This is a genomic window from Streptomyces sp. NBC_00637 (assembly GCF_045161545.1).
In the GTDB taxonomy this organism is placed as follows: Bacteria; Actinomycetota; Actinomycetes; order Streptomycetales; family Streptomycetaceae; genus Streptomyces.
Genome location: NZ_CP109046.1, coordinates 7,732,300 through 7,751,471, shown reverse-complemented (window position 1 = coordinate 7,751,471; position 19,172 = coordinate 7,732,300). Strand labels below are relative to the sequence as shown.

The 19,172-nt window shown below is 72.5% G+C and carries 14 protein-coding genes; 6 read left to right on the top strand and 8 right to left on the bottom strand.

What is annotated here, in order from left to right:
* The first annotated feature begins 7 nt into the window (after window positions 1–7).
* Complete coding sequence (locus tag OG440_RS34225; protein WP_406010625.1) at window positions 8–373, top strand: DUF6479 family protein; 366 nt, start codon at window positions 8–10, stop codon at window positions 371–373.
* A gap of 187 nt (window positions 374–560) precedes the next feature.
* On the opposite strand, the gene OG440_RS34220 is transcribed toward OG440_RS34225, so the two are convergent.
* Entirely contained in the window at window positions 561–2,945 is a 2,385-nt protein-coding gene (locus tag OG440_RS34220; protein WP_406010624.1) for an ATP-binding cassette domain-containing protein, read from the bottom strand.
* A 298-nt stretch (window positions 2,946–3,243) separates the two neighbouring features.
* On the opposite strand from OG440_RS34220, the gene OG440_RS34215 reads away from it, so the two are divergent.
* The gene (locus OG440_RS34215) at window positions 3,244–5,184 is read left to right on the top strand and encodes a PAS domain S-box protein (RefSeq protein ID WP_406010623.1); all 1,941 of its coding nucleotides are present in this window, start codon (window positions 3,244–3,246) and stop codon (window positions 5,182–5,184) included.
* On the opposite strand, the gene OG440_RS34210 is transcribed toward OG440_RS34215, so the two are convergent.
* From OG440_RS34210 to OG440_RS34200, 3 genes are all read right to left on the bottom strand, one after another.
* Window positions 5,168–6,145, bottom strand: coding sequence for a RimK family alpha-L-glutamate ligase (locus OG440_RS34210; RefSeq protein ID WP_406010622.1), 978 nt, complete (start codon window positions 6,143–6,145; stop codon window positions 5,168–5,170). The two genes, OG440_RS34215 and OG440_RS34210, sit on opposite strands and share 17 nt — an antisense overlap.
* A 369-nt stretch (window positions 6,146–6,514) precedes the next feature.
* Entirely contained in the window at window positions 6,515–8,899 is a 2,385-nt protein-coding gene (locus OG440_RS34205) for a phosphoketolase (protein ID WP_406010621.1), read from the bottom strand.
* Between the two features lie 149 nt (window positions 8,900–9,048).
* Window positions 9,049–9,510, bottom strand: coding sequence for an RpiB/LacA/LacB family sugar-phosphate isomerase (locus tag OG440_RS34200; protein ID WP_406010620.1), 462 nt, complete (start codon window positions 9,508–9,510; stop codon window positions 9,049–9,051).
* Window positions 9,511–9,829: 319 nt separating this feature from the next.
* On the opposite strand from OG440_RS34200, the gene OG440_RS34195 reads away from it, so the two are divergent.
* Entirely contained in the window at window positions 9,830–12,811 is a 2,982-nt protein-coding gene (locus tag OG440_RS34195; protein ID WP_406010619.1) for a glycosyl hydrolase 115 family protein, read from the top strand.
* Between the two features lie 154 nt (window positions 12,812–12,965).
* Here OG440_RS34195 and OG440_RS34190 read toward each other — a convergent pair whose 3' ends face one another.
* Window positions 12,966–13,754 carry a YqjF family protein gene (locus tag OG440_RS34190; protein ID WP_406010618.1) on the bottom strand — a complete coding sequence of 263 codons (789 nt, stop codon included), beginning with the start codon at window positions 13,752–13,754 and terminating at the stop codon, window positions 12,966–12,968.
* Window positions 13,755–13,960: 206 nt separating this feature from the next.
* On the opposite strand from OG440_RS34190, the gene OG440_RS34185 reads away from it, so the two are divergent.
* A complete protein-coding gene (locus tag OG440_RS34185) occupies window positions 13,961–14,497 on the top strand; it encodes a hypothetical protein (protein WP_406010617.1) in 537 nt (178 codons plus the stop codon).
* An 18-nt stretch (window positions 14,498–14,515) separates the two neighbouring features.
* Here OG440_RS34185 and OG440_RS34180 read toward each other — a convergent pair whose 3' ends face one another.
* The 3 genes from OG440_RS34180 to OG440_RS34170 form a co-directional block, all read right to left on the bottom strand.
* Complete coding sequence (locus OG440_RS34180; protein ID WP_406011537.1) at window positions 14,516–15,079, bottom strand: hemerythrin domain-containing protein; 564 nt, start codon at window positions 15,077–15,079, stop codon at window positions 14,516–14,518.
* A gap of 146 nt (window positions 15,080–15,225) precedes the next feature.
* Entirely contained in the window at window positions 15,226–16,371 is a 1,146-nt protein-coding gene (locus OG440_RS34175) for an RNA polymerase sigma factor (RefSeq protein ID WP_406011536.1), read from the bottom strand.
* A gap of 8 nt (window positions 16,372–16,379) precedes the next feature.
* Window positions 16,380–16,787: a YciI family protein gene (locus OG440_RS34170; protein WP_406010616.1), complete on the bottom strand. Its 408-nt coding sequence runs from the start codon at window positions 16,785–16,787 to the stop codon at window positions 16,380–16,382.
* Between the two features lie 704 nt (window positions 16,788–17,491).
* On the opposite strand from OG440_RS34170, the gene dhaK reads away from it, so the two are divergent.
* Window positions 17,492–18,484, top strand: a complete 993-nt coding sequence (gene dhaK / locus OG440_RS34165) for a dihydroxyacetone kinase subunit DhaK (protein WP_406010615.1) — start codon at window positions 17,492–17,494, stop codon at window positions 18,482–18,484.
* 66 nt (window positions 18,485–18,550) lie between these two features.
* Entirely contained in the window at window positions 18,551–19,171 is a 621-nt protein-coding gene (dhaL, locus tag OG440_RS34160) for a dihydroxyacetone kinase subunit DhaL (protein WP_406010614.1), read from the top strand.
* Window position 19,172: the final 1 nt, after the last annotated feature.

Genomic DNA, 19,172 nt, shown 5'->3' with positions numbered 1-19,172 from the left:
GCCTGATATGACTACCGCAAGCCTTCAGCTGGCCGCCGCGAGCGGTCTGCTCAGCCTCGCGATGTTCGTGGTGGGGCTGGTCCTCCTGGCCGTGCTGGGCGGCAGCTTCTGGTTGGGCACCCGCGTGAAGTCGCGCGAGTCCGCCAGGCCGCGCCCCGATGAACAGCCGCACCTCCCGCCCGAGGGCGCGGTGCGCGAGATACGCGAGAACCGGGAACCCGACGAGGTGCCCCGGATGGCGAAGGGCGGCCGTCCCCTGACGCCGTACGAGCTGACCAACATGCAGACGAAGGCCAGCGAGGACAAGAAACGGCCGCGCTGGAGCCGCGGCAGCAGTGGCTCCTTCGGCGGGGGCGGGCTGGGCTCCCACTGACCCGGCCCTGCCCCGTGGCCGCGGGGTGAGCGCCCGAAAGGACGAAGGGCGATCGAGGAGCGAAGGGCGACCGGACGCCGATCGGAGCGGGTCGGCGCCGGGCCGTACGGGAGGAGTCGAGCGGGGCGGGCCGTCACGACGGTGACGGCCCGCCCCGCTGTCCCTCCGGGTGACCCGCCTGCCCCGCTCAGGCGCCGACGTAGTCCGCGAGGTGCTCGCCGGTGAGGGTGGAGCGGGCGGCGACGAGATCGGCCGGAGTGCCCTCGAAGACGATCAGGCCGCCGTCGTGACCGGCGCCGGGACCGAGGTCGATGATCCAGTCGGCGTGCGCCATCACCGCCGGGTGGTGCTCCACGACGATGACCGACTTACCGGCGTCGACGAGCCGGTCGAGCAGACCGAGCAACTGCTCGACGTCGGCGAGGTGCAGGCCGGTGGTCGGCTCGTCGAGCACGTAGACACCGCCCTTCTCACCCATGTGCGTGGCCAGCTTCAGCCGCTGCCGCTCGCCGCCGGACAGCGTGGTGAGCGGCTGGCCGAGGCTGAGATAGCCGAGCCCGACGTCGGCGAGCCGGCCCAGGATGCGGTGCGCGGCCGGCGTGCTCGCCTCGCCGCCGCCGAAGAACTCCTCGGCCTCGCTCACCGGCATCGCGAGCACCTCGCTGATGTCGCGGCCGCCGAGGCGGTACTCGAGGACGGCGGCCTGGTACCGCCTCCCCTCGCACTCCTCACAGGTGGTGGCCACGCCCGCCATCATCGCCAGGTCCGTGTAGACGACGCCCGCGCCGTTGCACGTCGGGCAGGCGCCCTCGGAGTTGGCGCTGAACAGCGCCGGCTTCACGCCGTTGGCCTTCGCGAACGCCTTGCGGATCGGGTCGAGCAGTCCGGTGTACGTCGCCGGGTTGCTGCGTCGGGAGCCGCGGATCGCGCCCTGGTCGACCGACACCACGCCCTCCCCGGCGGGGATCGACCCGTGCACGAGCGAGCTCTTGCCGGAGCCCGCGACACCGGTGACGACGGTGAGCACCCCGAGCGGGATGTCCACGTCGACGCTTCGCAGGTTGTGTGCCGTCGCGCCGCGGATCTCCAGCGTGCCGGTGGACTTGCGCACGGTCTCCTTGACGGAGGCCCGGTCGTCGAGATGGCGGCCCGTGACGGTGTCGCCGGACCGCAGCCCCTCGACGGTGCCCTCGAAACAGACGGTGCCGCCCGCCGTACCGGCCCCCGGGCCGAGATCGACGACGTGGTCGGCGATCGCGATGGTCTGCGGCTTGTGCTCCACGACGAGCACCGTGTTGCCCTTGTCCCGCAGGCGCAGCAGCAGGTCGTTCATCCGGCTGATGTCGTGCGGGTGCAGGCCGGTGGTCGGCTCGTCGAAGACGTAGGTGACGTCGGTGAGCGAAGATCCCAGGTGGCGGATCATCTTGACGCGCTGCGCCTCGCCGCCGGACAGCGTGCCCGACGGCCGGTCGAGCGAGAGGTAGCCGAGACCGATCTCCACGAACGACTCGAGGGTGTGCCGGAGCGCGGTGAGCAGCGGCGCCACCGACGGTTCGTCGAGGCCGCGGACCCATTCGGCCAGGTCGCTGATCTGCATCGCGCAGGCGTCGGCGATGCTGACCTTCTCGATCTTCGACGAGCGGGCGCCTTCGCTGAGCCGGGTGCCGTCGCACTCGGGGCAGACGGTGAACGTCATCGCCCGCTCCACGAACGCCCGGATGTGCGGCTGGAGCGCCTCGACGTCCTTGGCCAGCATCGACTTCTGGATCTTCGGGATCAGGCCCTCGTAGGTGAGGTTGATGCCGTCGACCTTGATCTTCGTCGGCTCCTTGTGCAGGAGGTCGTGCAGTTCCTTCTTGGTGAACCGGTGGATGGGCTTGTCCGGGTCGAAGAAGCCGCAGCCGCCGAAGATACGGCCGTACCAGCCGTCCATGCTGTAGCCGGGGATGGTGAGCGCGCCCTCGTTGAGCGACTTGCTGTCGTCGTAGAGCTGGGTGAGGTCGATGTCGGAGACCGTGCCGCGGCCCTCGCAGCGCACGCACATGCCGCCGGTGCGGGAGTAGGTCGCCTTCACCGTCTTCTTGGCGCCGCGCTCCACGGTGATCCCGCCGCTCGCCCGGACCGTGGCGGTGTTGAAGGAGTACGCGGTGGGCGGGCCGATGTGCGGCTGCCCGAGCCTGCTGAAGAGGATCCGCAGCATCGCGTTGGCGTCGGTCGCGGTGCCGACGGTGGAGCGGGGGTCGGAGCCCATCCGCTGCTGGTCGACGATGATCGCGGTCGTCAGCCCGTCGAGCACGTCGACCTCGGGCCGCGCCAGTGTCGGCATGAAGCCCTGGACGAACGCGCTGTAGGTCTCGTTGATCAGCCGCTGCGACTCGGCGGCGATCGTGTCGAAGACCAGTGAGCTCTTGCCCGAGCCGGATACGCCCGTGAACACCGTCAGCCGGCGCTTGGGGATCTCGATGCTGACGTCCTTGAGGTTGTTCTCGCGGGCACCGTGCACGCGGATCAGACCGTGACTGTCGGCGACGTGCGGCACAGGCGGCGCATCCGTCTTCCTGGACATGCTCATCGTCTCTCCATCCGGTGTCCGGGACCGCCTGCGCGTCGCCTGCTCGTTCTGACCGACGCAACGCTAGCTGTGACCCCGTGGCCGGCGCTTCTCGAATACTGATCGGTTCGGTCGCGTTCAGGTTCCGACAGGGGGCGGACAGTAAGCGACAACGCGGAGCGCGGGCGGGTCGGAGGCGGTGAGATGGCCTGATTCGTCGTGCGGGATGAGGTGGAAGATGGCCGACGTGATACGGGCAGAACCGGTGCGGCGTGCGGGGGCGGAGGCGGGCCCGGGGGCGGGCACAGCGAAACGGAGCGTGCAGCAGAAGGCTCAGCGGAAGCAGAAAACTCAGCAGAAACGGTGCGGCTGCGGAGCGCCCTCGTCGGAGGGCGCGGTCGGCGGGGCCGAGGAAAGGTTTCGGGGTCTGCTGGAGGCGGCGCCGGACGCCATGGTCATCGTCGACGACTCCGGCATCATCAGACTCGTCAACGCCCAGACCGAGGCCCTCTTCGGGCACGGCCGCGAAGAACTGCTCGGCCAGCCGGTCGAGCTGCTCATCCCGCACCGGTTCCACCACCAGCACACCGCGCACCGCAGCGGGTACACGGCCAACCGCCAGGTGCGTCCGATGGGCGCCGGTCTCGAACTGCACGGGCTGCGCAAGGACGGCACCGAGTTCCCCGTCGAGATCAGCCTGAGCCCGCTGGAGACGGCGGACGGGCTCCTGGTGTCGGCGGCCGTGCGCGACGTCAGCGACCGCAAGGCGGCCGAGGCGCGCATCAACGAACTCGCCGCGCTCGTGGAGTCGTCGCAGGACGCCATCCTCGCCCACACCCTCGACGGGTACATCACCTACTGGAACGCGGCCGCGCAGCGCCTGTACGGGTACACGGCCGAGGAGGTCATCGGCCGGCACGTCTCGCTGCTGGCCCCGCCGGAGCTGCGGGGCGAGATCCGCGAGCTGCTCCAGCGGCTGCGGCACGCCGAGAAGGTCGAGCACTACGAGACGCTGCGGATGACCAGCACCGGAGTGCTGCGCGACGTGGACGTCACCCTGTGGCCCACCCGGGACACCCAGGGCGCCGTGGTCGGGGCGTGCGCGATCGTGCGGGACATCGGCGACCGCAAGCGCGCGGAGGCCGAACTCAAGGCCCTGTACGAACAGCAGCGGCACATCGCCCTGACGCTCCAGCGCAGTCTGATGGGCACGCCGCCCGACCTGCCGGGTCTGGCCACCGCGAGCCGCTACCGGCCCGCCACCCAGGGCGCCGGGGTGGGCGGCGACTGGTTCGACCTGATCCCGCTGGGCGCCGACCGGGTGGGGGTGCTGATAGGCGACGTGATGGGCCGGGGGCTGGAAGCGGCCGCCGTGATGGGCCAGTTGCGGTCGGCCGCGCACGCGCTGGCCAAGACCGGTATGCAGCCACGGCAGTTGATGCGTGCGCTGGACACCTGCGTCGCCGACCTCGACGTGCCCGACCAGCTCGTCACCTGCTGCTACCTGGTGATCGCCCCGGACACGGGCACGGTCACGGTGTGCTCGGCGGGACATCTGCCGGTGCTGGTCGCCGGGGTGGGCGCGGGCATCAGCGCCCTGCCCTGCCCGGTCAACGCGCCGCTCGGCGTGGGCGACATCCTGTACGAGCAGGCCAGCTCGGAGATACCGCCCGGAGCCACACTGGTGCTCTACACGGACGGTCTGATCGAGACCCCGGGCAGCGACATCGAGGTGCGGATCGGTGAACTGACCCTGCTGCTCGACACGTTGTTCGTCGGGACGCCCTGTCTGGAGGCCGCGGCGGACCATGTCCTCGCGGGTCTGCTGCCGGACGCCGACGGCCACAACGACGACGTCACGTTGCTGCTCGCGCAGCTGCCGGCCGCTCCGCTGGCGGCCGTCACCACCCACCTCCCGGCCGCCCCGGTGTCCGTACCGGAGGGGCGCGCCTTTCTGCACAAGGCGCTGACCTCGTGGAACTGTACGGACCGGGCCGGCGACGCGTTGCTGCTGCTGTCGGAGACGCTGACGAACGCGGTCCAGCACTCCGAGGGCCCGATCGGCCTGCATCTGCACCGCACCGCCACCGACCTCACGGTCGAGGTCAGCGACCGCAGCCCGCAGCTCCCCCAGCCGCGGGTGGCGGTCGAGGACGCGGAGTCGGGCCGGGGCCTGATCCTGGTCCGTGCCCTCGCCGCCGACTGGGGGGTGCGGCCAACGGACGAGGGCAAGACGACCTGGTTCACGCTGAGGCTGTGAGTCCCCGGGGCCGCCCGCCGACGGCCGGCGCGAAGGCGTCCAGATGCGCCTGTACGTACGGCACGGCCACCGCCCGCAGTTCCCGCTCGCCGTCGACGAAGGCGGGCTGGACGTTGACCTCGAAGACGACCCCGCCGTTCTCCGCGGCCAGGTCGACACCGGCGAAGGGGAGCCCGACCGACGCGGTGGCCGCGACGGCGAGTTCGGCCAGCCGGGGCTGGAGGTCCTGTGGGGCGATGTGGACGGCGGTGGCGCCCTGGCAGGTGTTGCAGGGGGTGTCGGTCTCCGGCTGGAGGTGCTCACGGGCGTGCACGACGCGGTCGCCCAGGACGAAGACACGGAACTGGTGGCGCCGGCCGTCGGCGGTGATGTTGCCGGCGTCGCGGGAGAGCAGCCAGTCGGTGCCGCGCTCGGCGTAATAGGCGGCGGCGCGCGCCAGTTGGGCGTGGGTGGTGACGTGGAAGGTGTCGTTGCCGCCGGTGCCGACGACGGGCCGGGCCCAGGTGTCGCGGCCGAGCCGGTCGAAGGTGTCGGCCGCCTCCCCGGGGGAGGGCCGGGACAGCACGGCCGTCTCCATCTGGGCGACCCCGTCCCGGAGGAAGCGTTCGACGGTGAGGTTCTTCTCGGTCGCGGTCCGCCAGGCGTCGGGTCCGGCGGCCAGGGTCACCACGTCGTGGCTCTCCAGCAGCTCCTGGAAGCCGGCGAGGGAGCGCCGGTGGTGCGGCGGGATCTCGTAGAGCAGGACGACGTCGGGCACGAAGTCCAGGCCCTGCCGCGGGACCTGGAGCCGTAACCGGCCTCCGTCGCGGACGCCCCGGCCGGTTCCCCCGGTCGCGAAGTGCCGGGAGTCGACCCGGACGGGCGGGGCGCCGGTGAGGAGTTCCACGGCGTCGGCGAGATACTCACGGCAGCCCTCGGGCGAGGTGGGGTCGGCGATCAGGGCGATGCACGGTCGGGACACAGCGGCCTCCAGCGGCTCTCGACGCGCGCTCGTACCGCGGACGGGCCCTCACACGGCACGAACGGTGTCACGGATGGTGTCTGTCGCGCGGGTGGTCGTCGCACCCGTCGTCCGGGGAGCCGCTCCGGTGCGCGGAGCCGTGCCCGGTTCCGGACGCGTGCCGGGCGGGGACGAGGACGACGGGTGAGCACGGGGGTGGGACTCGCCCCGCCGGATCCGCGGGCAGGGCTGGCCGACCACTGTAAGCACCGGGCGGCACGCCGTACCAGGGCGCACGACGGCCCGCCCGCTGCCCCTCCCCCTGCGCCGTCCGCCCCCGCCCGTGCGCCCTGCCCGGGCGGGGGCGGGGCCGCCGTCTCAGCCGGCGTCTCAGCCGTCCCAGGTCCAGTCGGTGACCTCGGGAAGGTCGGTGCCGTGGGTCCGGATCCAGTCGTGGTGGCGCAGTCGCGTGTCCTCCATGCGCTGCCGTACGGCAGCGGCACGCACGGCGAGGCCGGGGACGCGGTCGATGACGTCCATGACGAGGCGGTAGCGGTCGAGGTCGTTGCGCACGACCATGTCGAACGGCGTGGTCGTGGTGCCGAACTCCTTGTAGCCGCGCACATGCAGGTTCTTGTGGCCGGTGCGGCGGTAGGCCAGGCGGTGGATCAGCCAGGGATAGCCGTGGTAGGCGAAGACGACCGGCTTGTCGGCGGTGAACAGTCCGTCGTGCTCGAAATCGTTCATGCCGTGCGGGTGTTCACCGGCCGGAAGCAGCCGGGCGATGTCGACGACGTTGACCACCCGGACGGCGAGCTCGGGGAGTTCGCGGCGCAGCAACTGGGCGGCGGCCAGCACCTCCTGTGTGGGGACGTCACCCGCGCAGGCGAGGACCACGTCGGGTTCGCGGGTCCCGTTCTCGGTGCCGGCCCAGTCCCAGACGCCGGCGCCGCGCGCGCAGTGGACGCGGGCCTCGTCCATGCTCAGCCAGTCGAAACAGGGCTGTTTCCCGGCCACGATCACATTGACGTAGTCCCGGCTGCGCAGGGCGTGGTCGGCCACCGACAGCAGGGTGTTGGCGTCCGGCGGCAGGTAGACCCGGACGACCTCGGGGCTCTTGTTGAGGACGTGGTCGACGAAGCCGGGGTCCTGGTGGGAGAAGCCGTTGTGGTCCTGGCGCCAGACGTGCGAGGTGAGCAGGTAGTTGAGGGAGGCGACGGGTGCGCGCCAGCCCAGCTTGCGGGTGACGCGCAGCCACTTGATGTGCTGGTTGACCATCGAGTCGACGATGTGCGCGAACGCCTCGTAGCAGGAGAACAGCCCGTGCCGGCCGGTGAGCAGGTATCCCTCCAGCCAGCCCTGGCAGGTGTGTTCGGAGAGGATCTCCAGCACCCGGCCGTGCCGGTCGAGGTTCTCGTCGATCTGGAGGGTCTGCGCCTGCCAGGCCTTGCCGCTGGCGGCGTAGACGGCCTGGAGGCGGTTGGAGGCGGTCTCGTCGGGTCCCACGAGGCGGAAGTCGCGCCGGCCGGCGGTGGAACGCATGACCTCTTCGAGCAACCCGCCCAGCACCGCGGTGGGTTCGTGCCGGGTGCCGCCGGGCCTGTCGACCGGCACGGCGTGTGACTCCAGGGCGGGCAGGGGAAGTTCACGCAGCAGCAGCCCACCGTTGGCGTGCGGGGTGGCGCCGAGCCGGCGGGTGCCTTCGGGGATCCAGGCGAGGACGTCCAGGCGGGGGGCGCCGTGGGCGTCGAAGAGTTCCTCGGGCCGGTAGGAGCGCAGCCAGGTCTCCAGCTGGCGCAGGTGTTCGGGGTTGTCGCGGACGGCGGACAGCGGCACCTGGTGGGCGCGCCAGGTGCCCTCGACGGGCAGCCGGTCGACGTGGGCGGGTCCGGTCCAGCCCTTCGGGGTGCGCAGCACGATCACCGGCCAGCGGGGGCGCTCGCCCGAACCGTCCTCGCGGGCGGCGCGCTGGAGGGCGGCGATGCGGTCCAGGGCGGTGTCCATGGCCTGCGCCATCGCGCGGTGGACGGCGTTCGGCTCGTCCCCGGTGACATGGATCGGGTCGTGTCCGTAGCCGCGCAGCAGCTCGTCGAGCTCGGGTTCGGGGATCCGGGCGGGCACCGTGGGGTTGGCGATCTTGTAGCCGTTGAGGTGCAGGATCGGCAGGACCGCGCCGTCGTGGACGGGGTCGAGGAACTTGTTGGAGTGCCAGGAGGCGGCCAGGGGCCCGGTCTCGGACTCGCCGTCGCCGATCACGCAGGCGACGAGGAGGTCCGGGTTGTCGAAGGCGGCGCCGTAGGCGTGCGAGAGCGAGTAGCCGAGTTCGCCGCCCTCGTGGATGGAGCCCGGTGTCTCCGGGGCGACATGGCTGGGGATGCCGCCGGGAAAGGAGAACTGCCGGAACAGCCGGGCCATGCCGGCCGCGTCACGGGTGACGTCCGGATAGGTCTCGGTGTAGGTGCCCTCCAGCCAGGAGTTGGCGACGACCGCGGGACCGCCGTGGCCGGGGCCCCACACGCACAGGGCTTGCAGGTCACGGGCGCGGATGACGCGGTTGAGGTGGGTGTACACGAGGTTCAGCCCCGGGGAGGTCCCCCAGTGGCCCAGCAGCCTCGGTTTCACGTGCTCCGGCCGCAGCGGCTCGGTGAGCAGGGGGTTGGCCATCAGGTAGATCTGTCCGACGGCGAGGTAGTTCGCGGCACGCCAGTGGGCGTGCAGTGTCCTGAGCTCGTCGTCGGTGAGCGGGACGGACCTCGCTTGCGGTTCGACTGACATCTCGGGTTCCCTTCCGGATCGGGTCGCTCGGAGGCACGTGCCGGTCCGTTCCTCCTCACCCTCTCCGGCCGCCGGGTACCCGGCGGGGCCGAGCGACCCGTACGGAGGAGTGAAGCCGTCCGTAAGAGGGGCGCACGCCAGGACACGACCTAGGTTTCCGAGCGCGTCCGGGCGGCGTCGAGGCCGTCGACATGGGCCACGTTGCGCCGGTCCTCGGCGTCGCCGCCGGCCTCGGCGGCGAACCAGGCGTCGAGGATCTCCTTGAGCAGCGGCTCGGAGGTCAGGCGGAGGCTGAGGGCGAGGACGTTGGCGTTGTTCCAGCGGCGGGCTCCGTCGGCGGTGTAGGCGTCGGCGCACAGGGCGGCCCGGACGCCGGGCACCTTGTTCGCGGCGATCGACGCGCCTGTGCCGGTCCAGCAGCAGACCACCGCCTGCTCCGAGGTCCCGTCGGCCACGTCGCGGGCCGCCACCGCCGAGCACACCGCCCACCGGGGATCGTCGCCGGGGCGTAGCGCGCCGTGCGGCACCACGTCGTGGCCCCGGCCGCGCAGCTCCGCGACGAGGGCGCGGGCCACTGGTTCGTCCATGTCCGAGGAGACGGAGATCCGCATGCGGAGAGCCTACTGAGGATCGGGGCCGGCGGCACGGGTCCCGGGCCGGCGTCTCGCCGCCTTCGGCGAAGTCCGTCGGGGGTCCGGGCTCTGCACGCCGAGCCGGTCGGACGCTCGGGGCCGGCACCGGTCCGGCACGGATATGGACGCCGCCGTCGACGCTGATCTAGGGTGCCGGGGGAAAGCGCTTTCTAGCATGGTCATGCCATATCTGCAGCCGTCGTCACCACAGCTGTCGTCACCACAGCCGTCGTCACCGCAGAGGTCACCGCCGTAGCTGTCACCGCTGTAGCACTCACTGCCGAGTCCAGGAGCGTCGATGCCGCCCACCGCACCGCAGGACCCCTCGCAGCCGACCCGGAAGGCGTTCCTGCGGGGCATGACGGCCGTGGGGCTGGCGCCGCTGCTGCCCGCCGTGCTCCCGACGGTCGCGCACGCCGCGTCGGCGAACGCCCGTCCCGGTCTCGACCTGGTGCGGGACGGCCTCGCGGTCGAGGTGTTCGTGGACGCGGCCGACGATCCCGCCGTGATCCGCGCGGCCGGCGACCTCCTGGCCGACGTGGAACGGGTCTGCGGGGTACGACCCGGATTACGGCACACCCTGCCGGATCGCGCCACGGCACTGATCCTGGTGGGCACCCTCGGGGCGAGCCCGGTCGTCGACCGGCTCGCGTCGCAGGGACGGCTGGACGTCCGGCGGGTGGAGGGCCACCGGGAGGCCTCCGTGACCCAGGTGGTGGAACGCCCGTTGCCCGGCGTCGACCGCGCGCTGGTCATCGCGGGCAGCGACCGCCGCGGCACGGTCTACGGGATCTACGACACCTCCGAACGCATCGGCGTCTCGCCCTGGTACTGGTGGGCCGACGTACCCGTGGAACAGCGGGACACCGTCACCGTGCCCGCGGGCCCCTTCGAACGGCTCGAACCGTCGGTCCGCTACCGGGGTGTCTTCATCAACGACGAGCAGAACCTGACCACTTGGTCGCAGCGCACCCAGGAGCCGGACAAGAACATCGGCCCGAAGACGTACGAGCGCCTCTTCGAGCTGCTGCTGCGGCTGAAGGCCAACTACCTGTGGCCGGCCATGCACCCGTACTCCGACTTCTTCAACGAGTACCGGGAGAACCCCGAACTCGCGGACCGCTACGGCATCGTCGTCGGCTCCAGTCACCCCGAGGCCCTGCTGCGCAACGGCGTCCACGAGTGGGCGCCGTGGGCCGAGGAGCATCCGGGAGCCGACGGCGCGCTGCCGGTGTACGACTACACGGTGAACCCGGCCGTCATCTCCGGCTACTGGCGGGCGCGGGCCCGGGAGAACGCGGCGTACGAGAGCAGCTGGACCCTCGGCATGCGCGGTCTGCACGACACCGCGCTGGAGACGAGGTACGCCACCACGATCCCGGAGAAGGTCGTGGTGATGAACGACATCATCGCCGACCAGCGCCGGATCCTGGCCGAGGAGGTCGGGGCGGCGGCCGAGCCGCAGATCTTCATCCCGTACAAGGAGGTCCTGGACCTCTACAACGCGGGGGTGCAGGTCCCCGACGACGTCACCCTGATCTGGCCGGACGACAACCACGGCAACATGCGCCAGCTGCCGGACGACGCGGAACGCGCCCGGTCCGGCGGCAACGGGATCTACTACCACCTCTCCTACTGGGGCCGTCCGCGCAGTTACCTGTGGCTGGACACCACGCAACTCGCCAAGGTGTGGCAGGAGTTGCGTCGCGTGTACGAGCACGGCGTGGACCGGATGTGGATCTTCAACGTCGGTGACCTCAAGTCGATCGAGACGGGGCTGTCCTTCGCCATGGACATGGCCTGGGACGCGGACCGGTGGCAGGCCGACGATGTCGGGGACTTCCTCGCGGAGTGGTACGGACGTCAGTTCGGACTCCGTCATGCCCCGGAGATCGCCTCGATCCGCACCGAGTACTACCGGCTCGCGGCGGAGCGCCGCCCGGAGTTCATCGACCGGAACATGTTCTCCGTGGTGCACCACGGGGACGAGGCGGGACGCCGCATGGCCGCGTACGACCGCCTGCTGGCCCGGGCCGTGGCGCTGGCGGACGAACTCCCCGCGGCCTACCGGGACGCCTACTACGAGCTGGTCCAATACCCCGTGCACGGCGCGTACTTGATGAACCTCAAGTACTACTGGGCGGACCGCAACGCCCTCGCGGTACGTCAGGGCCGGGGCGCCGGAACCAACGTCTTCGCCGACCTCGCCGAAGCGGCGCACACCCAGGAGGCGGCGCTCACCAAGCGGTACAACACGGAGGTGGCGGGCGGGAAGTGGGACGGTTACATCAACCCCTACCCCTCGCAGATCCCGAAGGCGCCCGGCCGCCCGGCCGTCACCCGGGTCACCCGACAGGAGACCTCGGGTCTGGGCATCGCCTCCGAGGGGAACGAGACCGGCACGCAACGGCCGCTGTCCTTCTCCTCCGCCACCCGGGACCGGCGCTTCGTCGACGTCTTCAACACCGGTTTCCTCGCGGTCGACTGGGCCGCGGAGGCCGGACACCCCTGGGTGCGCCTGAGTTCGGCCGGCGGCACACTCACCGAACAGACCCGGGTGTGGATCGAGATCGACTGGGCGCGGGTGCCCGAGGGCGCGCAGGACGGCACGGTCGTCTTCACGAGCGGCGCGCGGCGGTTCGAGGTGCCCCTGAAGGTCGTCGCCGACGGTGAGCGGGCGCGCCGGCGTGCCCGCGGGTTCGTCGAGGCCAACGGCTACGTGTCGATCGACGCCGTGCACACCGAGCGCCGGGTGGCCCGCGGCCACGCCCACTGGAGGACCGTGCGCGGGCTCGGACGCCGGAGCGCGGCGGTGGAGGCGGTACCGTCCACGGCGGCCCCGATCACCGCCGACCTCGCCGCCCACGCACCGGAGTTGAGGTACCGGGTGCGGTTCGCCGGCACCGGCACCTTCCCCGTGACCGTCTTCCGGCTGCCCTCGCTCGACGAGCGCGGCGCCCGGCGGCTGGCCCTCGCCCTCGACGACCAGCCGCCCGTCGTCCTGTCGGGGCAGGCCGTCGCCACCGGCAACCGCGGCGACGCCTGGGCGCGCAACGTGGAGGAGGGCGTCGAGAAGCTGACCGCGACCGTCACGGTCACCGAGCCCGGCGAGCACGTCCTGCGGGTGTTCATGGTCGACCCGGGCATCGCCGTGGACCAGATCGTCGTCGACACCGGCGGACTGCCGGTCGGCGCCTACCTCGCGCCCCCGGAGAGCTACCACCCGGTGTTCAACCCCGAGCCGGGCACCGGCCAGGGCCTCGACGCGCCGAGCCGGTAGTTCGCTCCGCGTCGGCTTCCCCCCCGGGCGCGATGACCAAGTCGCCGTTCGTCGAGGCCGGCCGGCATGTACAGGCGCGCGGCGGCGGACTCGGCACGGCGTCGGCACCGGTCGTCCGACCCGGGCGAACGGGTGCGGGAGCGAGCCGCAGCGGTCAGGGGGTCGGGATGCCGGCCGGACGGTGGGGTCGGGCCGGGCGGTCGAAGCGGGCCGGGACGCCCGGCGAGTACAGGACGCTCACCGGCTCCCCCACCGGCGCGGGCAGCCCCGCCGCCGTCACCAGATCCTCCTCGCACGTCACGAGCTCGGCACGGTGCAGCGGCCACCGCGGATGGGCGTTCGGCAGGTACATGGACCGGCCGAAGAAGGCGCCGTGCATGCCCCAGCGCGCGGTCAGGAAGTGCTCCAGCGCGGTGGGCTCCCCGATCCGCTCGCCCACCCGCACGGTGAGCCGGCTGCTCGCCCCGCGCGGGCCGGGCCACCGGCGGCGGCTGGTGTACGTGACGGTGTCGGCGTCTGCGTCGATCGCCATGCGGGACCACACGTACGGCATCCGGAAGCCGAGCCGCGCCACGGCCACCGGCAGCAGCCGGGAGGCGTCGAGCGACCGGAAGACCACGCCCCGCCGCCCGTGCGCGTCGACCGAGTAGAGACGGACGTTCGTCTCGGGGAACGACCCGAGGTAGGGAACGCCCGGCAGACGGAACCAGCCGACGCGATGCATCCGGAACGCGACCAGGCCCACGTAGGTCACGCCGTCCAGCGTGTCCGGGACGGTCCCCGGCGGCAGCAGCCCGGCCACGTCGGCCGGGTCCGCGGCCCAGTGCAGGAAGGTGAGGTCGAGCCAGGACTGGGTGAGGAAGGGCCGCGCTATCGCGTCCGGCGCGTCGGGCGTGATGGGACGCGGGGGAACCAGGACCTGCGGCTGCGGTGTCGACGGCACCACGCCAGTATCCCAGAGGGCCGCCGCCGGCCCCCCCGAGAGGGCGGGCGGGGTGGAAGTGGGGTGCCGGGCGGTGTCGGCTGGGGCGCCGGGCGGTGTTGTGGCCGAGGCCACGGCCCGGACGGGAGCTCGGGCATGTTCTTCGGCGGGGGCCGCGGGCTACGGTTTGCGGAACCGTTTCCCCGCCGCACACCTCGGACGGCTCCGTGCTCGCAGATCTCTCCCCCGTCATCGCCGCCACCACCGAGTGGCTGACCCGCGCCTACCCGGCGAGCGGCGGCGCGCTCGCCTCCGCACTGTGCGAGGCGCAGGCCCGGCAGGCGGTGACCGTCGCGGCCTGGCTGCGCTATCCGACGGCCACCGACGCCGCGCTGCTGGGCATCGTCGGCCCGGGCGGCTCGGCCCGGCTGGACCGGGTCGGCGGCGCGGACACCGGCCCGGACGCGGACGGCGACGCGGACGGCGGCTCGCCCTGGCGGAGCTGGGTGGACGAGGTCGTGGCGAGCTGGGCGGCCTGCCTGCTCGCCGATCCGGAACTGGCCGCGGGCGCGGTGGCCGGGCTCGCCGGAGGCGACCACACCCGGGGGACGGCTCCGGACTTCCGGCGTCTGGTCGCACCCGACGACCGCGACCGGCAGGCGGCGGCCCTGCTGCGCCACCCCGACCTCCTCGCCCGCGTGGCCGGCCTCCACCAGGCCCAGCTGCTCGGCCGCCTCGGCCGGGGCCAGGCGCTCGTCGCCTGACGGCCACCCGCGCCCGGGTCAGTCGCCCTTGCCTCGGCCCGTCAGCGCGTCGCGCATGCGGTCGATCATCCCGACGCCCGGGGCCAGCATCTTGTTGGCCGGAGGCTTGTCCGGGGCGGCGGGGTGCGGACGGGTCGGAGCCGTCTTCTTCGCCCTGCGGACCTTGTCTCCCAGGTCGTCGAGGGCCTCCGCCGGACACGCCGCGCGCAGCCTCGGGAACAGGTTCTGCTCCTCGTCGGCCACATGCTCGCGGATCTCGCGCATGAGCATGCCGATCAGCCGGTCGAACTCGGGATCGTCGGCCTGGCAGCCCTCCAGGTCCTTCATCATCTGCTCGGCCCGCGCATGGTCCTCGAGTTCCTTGTCGGCCAGGGCCTCGCCACCGGGGACGTGCTCACGCACCGCCGGATAGAGGTACGCCTCCTCGGCCACCGAATGCCGGACCAGCTCCATCGTGGCCTGGTCCGCGTACAGCTTGCGGTCCTTGGCACCGGACGGCAGCGCCTCGATCCGGCCGAAGAACTCCTCGACCTCGTGGTGATCGGTCACCAGCTCGTCGATCACGTTCCCACCATGACCCATGTCCCACACCTCCAGTCTGGGCACGACGGCTCCGGGCGGGAGCCGCCACGCGCCGAGTGCCCGCCGTGGGCGGATCGACACGGCCGGCCGCCCTCCCCGCCGGGGAGCGACCGGCCCGCGCCCCGTATCCGGGCCGAGCCCGGCCGTCAGCGGGATCGGCGGGCGTTGAGCCGGGCGGCCTGGTGGGTCAGGTGGTCGCGCTCGGCGAGGTTGGTCGCCTTGTGGGCCGCCTCGGCGTAGAGCCGTGCCGCCGTGGCCAGGTCGCCGTCGCGTTCGCGGAGGTACGCCGCCACCGCGGTGTGGCGGGGCAGCGACTCGTCCACCGCCGCGAGCGCCGCGAGGCCCGCGCGCGGCCCGTCGGCCTCGCCGACGGCCACCGCCCGGTTGAGCCGGACGACCGGGCTGTCGGTGAGGCCCGCGAGCTCGTCGTACCACTCGACGATCTGCACCCAGTCGGTCTCCCCGGCGGTGGGCGCGTCGGCGTGCAGCGCGGCGATGGCTGCCTGGGCCTGGAACTCGCCCAGCCGGTCGCGGGCGAGGGCCGCCTGGAGGATCCCGACTCCCTCGGCGATCGACCGGGTGTCCCACCGGCCGCGGTCCTGCTCGGCGAGCGGCACCAGGCTGCCGTCGGACGCGGTCCGGGCGGGGCGCCGGGCGTGGTGCAGCAGCATGAGGGCGAGCAGTCCCGCCACCTCGGGGTGGTCGATCGCCGCCGCGAGCTGCCGGGTGAGCCGGATGGCCTCGGCGGCGAGGTCGACGTCTCCGGAGTAGCCCTCGTTGAAGACCAGGTAGAGGACGCGCAGCACGGTGGCCACGTCGCCCGGCTGGTCGAACCGCACGCCGGACACGGTGCGCTTGGCCCGGCTGATGCGCTGCGCCATGGTGGCCTCGGGCACCAGGTAGGCCTGCGCGATCTGGCGGGTGGTGAGGCCGCCGACGGCGCGCAGCGTGAGGGCGACCGCGGACGACGGCGTCAGCGAGGGGTGGGCGCACAGGAAGTACAGCTGGAGCGTGTCGTCCACCGCGGACCCGGGCCCGGGCGCCGGCTCCTCGTCGACGAGGTCCTCACGCCGGCGCCGGGCGGTGTCCGCCCGGGTCGCGTCCAGGAAGCGGCGCCAGGCCACGGTGACCAGCCAGCCCTTGGCATCCCGCGGCGGGTCGGCCGGCCAGACGCGGACCGCCTCGACCAGCGCGTCCTGTACGGCGTCCTCGGCCGCCGCGAAGTCGGCTCCGCGGCGGACGAGGATGCCGAGCACACCCGGCGTGAGGCGGCGGAGCAGTGCCTCGTCCATCGAGGAGGTCACTCCGTGACGGTGGGATGCGCGCCCAGGAACGGACGCAGTTCGAGCCACTCGTGGATCGGCTTGCCGCCGGCGCCGGGGGCGGCCGACAGCTCCCCGGCCAGCTCGACGGCGCGTTCGTGGCTGTCGACGTCGATCACCATCCAGCCGGCGATGAGGTCCTTGGTCTCGGCGAACGGGCCGTCGGTGACCGGCGGCCGCCCCTCGCCGTCGTACCGCACGAACGTGCCCTCGGGGGCGAGCGCCTGACTGTCGACGAACTCGCCGCTCTTCTCCAGCCGGGCCGCGAACTCGTTCATGTACCGCACGTGGTCCGAGACCTCCTCGGGCGTCCACTGGTCCATGGGCACGTCGTTGACCGCCGCCGGGGCGCCGCGGTAGTGCTTGAGCAGCAGGTACTTGGCCATGGTCGTTCTCCTCGGTACGGGTGCGACCCATTGTGGTCGCGTTCACCACGGGGACGAAGCCGGCCACGGGTTCTCGACATCACCGACCAAGGATTTTTTCGCGTCCGCCCGTCGTCCCTGCCGGGCACCGCTGACCGGACGAGCCGGGTGGCCGAGTCGGGTGGTCGGGCCGGGTGGTCGGGCCGGGTGGGCCGTCGCGTCAGCCGCTCGGTCGGCTGTCGGCGGGTGTCGGACGCGGGACCGGAACCCGGGCCCTGACCGGCAGCGCGCTCGAAGCGCTGGACGTGCTGGACGTGCTGGACGCGCTGGGCGTACTGGACGCGTTGGCCCGGAGGCAGAGGAAGCCCGGGGCGATCTCGCCCGCGTGTACCGGGTGTTGTGGCGTCTCCTGCTCGGCCGTGCCTTCGACTTCCACCCCGCCGAGACTCGCGCCCGGGCGGGACTCGATCCGCCGTCTCCCCTCGCGTGACCTTCCCGACCGCAAGGCCGATACTGGCAGGGCCAGGACTCGGGCCATGGCACACAGGAGGAATCGACGTCACCTGACGAGCCGTCATCCGCGGCGGGCGGTGGTCGTGCGACAGCGCCGCCGGAGCCCGCCGCCCATCGCTGGGCACCGACCGGATCGACCGCTCGCCTTTCCAGCCCCGACTTGGGAAAATACAGTTCACGAGCCTGTCCGCAGATCTGTCCGGGAGGTACTCATGAAGATGTTGATCAACGTTGCGGAGACCGTGGTCGCGGACGGGCTGCGCGGGATGGCGGCCGCCCACCCCGAGCTGACCGTCGACGTCGAGAACCGGGTGGTCGTGCGGCGGGACGCTCCGGTGGCGGGCAAGGTGGCGCTGGTGTCCGGCGGCGGTTCGGGGCACGAGCCACTGCACGGCGGGTTCGTCGGGCCCGGAATGCTCTCCGCCGCCTGCCCGGGTGAGGTGTTCACCTCGCCGGTGCCGGACCAGATGCTGCGGGCCGCGGCGGCGGTGGACAGCGGGGCGGGCGTGCTGTTCATCGTCAAGAACTACACGGGCGATGTGCTCAACTTCGACATGGCGGCCGAGCTGGCCGAGGACGAGGGCATCCAGATCGCGAAGGTCCTGGTGGACGACGACGTCGCCGTGACCGACAGCCTCTACACGGCCGGGCGGCGCGGCACGGGCGCGACGCTGTTCGTGGAGAAGATCGCGGGCGCGGCGGCCGAGGAGGGTCAGGCCCTGGAGCGGGTCGAGGCGCTCGCCCGGCAGGTGAACGAGAACTCCCGCAGCTTCGGCGTGGCGCTCAGCGCGTGCACCACACCGTCCAAGGGCAGCCCGACCTTCGACCTGCCGGCCGGCGAGCTGGAGCTGGGCGTCGGCATCCACGGGGAGCCCGGCCGGGAGCGGCGGGCGATGATGACCTCCGGCGAGATCGCCGACTTCGCGATCCACGCCATCCTGGACGACATGACGCCCCGAAATCCCGTCCTCCTCCTGGTCAACGGCATGGGCGCGACACCCCTGCTGGAGCTGTACGGCTTCAACGCCGAGGTGCACCGTCTGCTGGCCCAGCGCGGGGTCGTGGTCGCCCGTACGCTCGTGGGCAACTACGTGACGTCGCTCGACATGGCCGGCGCCTCGGTGACCCTGTGCCAGGTGGACGAGGAACTGCTGCGGCTGTGGGACGCGCCGGTGCGGACGGCCGGTCTGCGCTGGGGTGTGTGAGGCAAGGGCAGGAGCAGCGACAGGGACAGACGCCGCGACCGTATCGACCCCATGCAAGGAGATCCCGTGCTCGACGCCGACTTCTTCCGCCGTTGGATGACCGCGACCGCCGCGTCCGTCGACCGAGAGGCGGACCGGCTCACGGCCCTCGACTCGCCCATCGGGGACGCGGACCACGGCAGTAACCTCCGGCGTGGCTTCGCCGCGGTGATCGAGGCGCAGGGGAAGGAGGCGCCCGAGACACCGGGCGCCGTCCTGGTGCTCGCGGGACGCCGGCTGATCTCGACGGTCGGCGGGGCCTCGGGGCCCCTGTACGGCACGCTGCTGCGCCGGACCGGGAAGGCGCTCGGGGACGCGGCCGAGGTGGACGAGCAGGGGTTCGCCGAGGCACTGCGCGCCGGGGTGGACGCGGTGATGCAGCTCGGCGGGGCCGCCCCCGGCGACAAGACCATGATCGACGCGCTGGTCCCGGCCGTCGACGCCCTCCCCGACGGTTTCGCGGCCGCCCAGGCCGCCGCCGAGCAGGGCGCCGAGGCGACCACCCCGCTCCAGGCCCGCAAGGGCCGGGCCAGCTATCTCGGCGAGCGCAGCATCGGGCACCAGGATCCCGGTGCCACCTCGGCGGCGCTGCTCATCGCCGCCCTGACCGAAACCGACGCCACCGGCACCGACGCCGGCGGGGAGTGAG

Coding starts and splice junctions, on each gene's coding strand:
- OG440_RS34225 (WP_406010625.1), top strand. CDS start 8: ATGACTACCGCAAGCCTTCAGCTGGCCGCCGCGAGCGGTCTGCTCAGC.
- OG440_RS34220 (WP_406010624.1), bottom strand. CDS start 2,945: ATGAGCATGTCCAGGAAGACGGATGCGCCGCCTGTGCCGCACGTCGCC.
- OG440_RS34205 (WP_406010621.1), bottom strand. CDS start 8,899: ATGTCAGTCGAACCGCAAGCGAGGTCCGTCCCGCTCACCGACGACGAG.
- OG440_RS34200 (WP_406010620.1), bottom strand. CDS start 9,510: ATGCGGATCTCCGTCTCCTCGGACATGGACGAACCAGTGGCCCGCGCC.
- OG440_RS34195 (WP_406010619.1), top strand. CDS start 9,830: ATGCCGCCCACCGCACCGCAGGACCCCTCGCAGCCGACCCGGAAGGCG.
- OG440_RS34180 (WP_406011537.1), bottom strand. CDS start 15,079: ATGGGTCATGGTGGGAACGTGATCGACGAGCTGGTGACCGATCACCAC.
- OG440_RS34175 (WP_406011536.1), bottom strand. CDS start 16,371: ATGGACGAGGCACTGCTCCGCCGCCTCACGCCGGGTGTGCTCGGCATC.
- OG440_RS34170 (WP_406010616.1), bottom strand. CDS start 16,787: ATGGCCAAGTACCTGCTGCTCAAGCACTACCGCGGCGCCCCGGCGGCG.
- dhaK (WP_406010615.1), top strand. CDS start 17,492: ATGAAGATGTTGATCAACGTTGCGGAGACCGTGGTCGCGGACGGGCTG.